A 1,698-nucleotide genomic window follows, 5' to 3' on the forward strand; every position below is an offset into this window, starting at 1 on the left:
ACAACAGCCAGAACACGGCCCTCGGCATGTCCGGATGCCGGATCAGGCTGTGCGGCCGATCGATCAATTCTTCCCAGGGATATTGGCTGATCTTTTGGAAGACTTGGTTGCCCGAGAGCATGATGCCGTTGGCATCGGTCCGGGAAAAGAACAGCTCCTCGAAAGAAAACGCCGTCTCCTCATTGATGGTGGAGGGCACCTTCTTCTTTTCGGAGACCCGATCTTCTGCTGGCATCAACATTCTGCAGCCTCGCGTCCACGCTCAAAACGAGCGTGTCATCCGTGGCTAGCGCAATCAGATTAAGGATATTTTAGCTCGACCTCGCACGGACAGTTTGAAGGCCGCTCGCGGCCTCGCAGCGACGCAAAACCCGTAATTTACCGGGGTATGAACGGACGCTACGCCGCCAGCGCCTTCATCTCGGCATAGAGGTCCGACTTGCCTTCGAAACCGATTCCCGGCAGATCCGGCATCGTGATGTGGCCGCCCTCGACCCGTACGCCATCGGGAAACCCGCCATAGGGCTGGAACAGATCGGGATAGCTCTCATTGCCGCCAAGACCGAGGCCGGCCGCGATGTTGAGCGACATTTGGTGACCGCCATGCGGGATGCAGCGGCTCGGCGACCAGCCATGGGTCTTCAGCACTTCGAGCGTGCGCTGATATTCGCACAGCCCGTAGGACAAGGCGCAGTCGAATTGCAGCCAGTCGCGGTCCGGCCGCATCCCGCCGTAGCGGATCAGATTCCTGGCATCCTGGTGGCTGAACAGATTTTCGCCGGTCGCCATCGGCGCGGGATAAAACTCCGCCAAGGCCGCCTGCAGCGAAAAGTCGAGCGGATCGCCGGCTTCCTCGTACCAGAACAGCGGATAATCGCGCAGCGTCTTGGCGTAGGCGATCGCCGTCTCCAGATCGAAGCGCCCGTTGGCGTCGACCGCGAGCCGGGCGTCCTTGCCGATCTCTTCCAGCACGGCCTCGATGCGCGCGCGGTCCTCCGCGATTGGCGCGCCGCCAATCTTCATCTTCACGACGTTGTAGCCGCGGTCCAGATAGCCGCGCATCTCGCCGCGCAGCATCGACAGCCCCTTGCCCGGATAGTAATAGCCGCCGGCGGCATAGACGAAGACCTTTGGATTGGCCGCGCGGCCGTGACGCTCGGCCAATAGCCGGAACAACGGCCTGCCGGCGATTTTTGCAACCGCATCCCAGACCGCCATGTCGATGGTACCGACAGCGACAGAACGTTCGCCATGACCGCCCGGCTTTTCGTTCGCCATCAACGTCGACCAGATCCTGTCGGGATCGAGATTATCGCCGGCCTCGTTCAATAGCATCTTCGGGTCGGCTTCCTTCAGCCGCGGCGCAAAGCGCTCGCGGATCAAACCGCCCTGCCCGTAGCGGCCGTTGGAATTGAAGCCGTAGCCGATCACCGTCCTGCCGTCGCGCTTACAGTCGGTGACGACGGCGACCAGGCTCGTCGTCATCTTGGTGAAGTCGATATAGGCATTGCGGATCGGGGATGAGATCGGTTTTGTGATTTCGCGGACGTCGACGATGCGGATGGACATGGGATTGAGCTTTCAGGACAGTGGGAGTGAGTGCCAGCGACGATCGCCCGGATCGTCATTGCTAGCGAAGCGAAGCAATCCGTGACGAGAGACTGGAGCAAACAGTCCGGATTGCTTGTCGCTTTGCTC

At 60.8% G+C, this 1,698-nt stretch carries 1 protein-coding gene and 1 pseudogene; both read right to left on the bottom strand.

Annotated features, from left to right (window positions below):
- Positions 1–235: pseudogene (locus WCB02_RS35920) on the bottom strand (chemotaxis protein); the annotation flags it as partial.
- A 164-nt stretch (positions 236–399) separates the two neighbouring features.
- Complete coding sequence (locus WCB02_RS35925) at positions 400–1,569, bottom strand: mandelate racemase/muconate lactonizing enzyme family protein (protein WP_423966280.1); 1,170 nt, start codon at positions 1,567–1,569, stop codon at positions 400–402.
- Positions 1,570–1,698 lie beyond the last annotated feature (129 nt).

This window comes from Bradyrhizobium sp. (assembly GCF_049581145.1).
GTDB lineage: Bacteria > Pseudomonadota > Alphaproteobacteria > Rhizobiales > Xanthobacteraceae > Bradyrhizobium.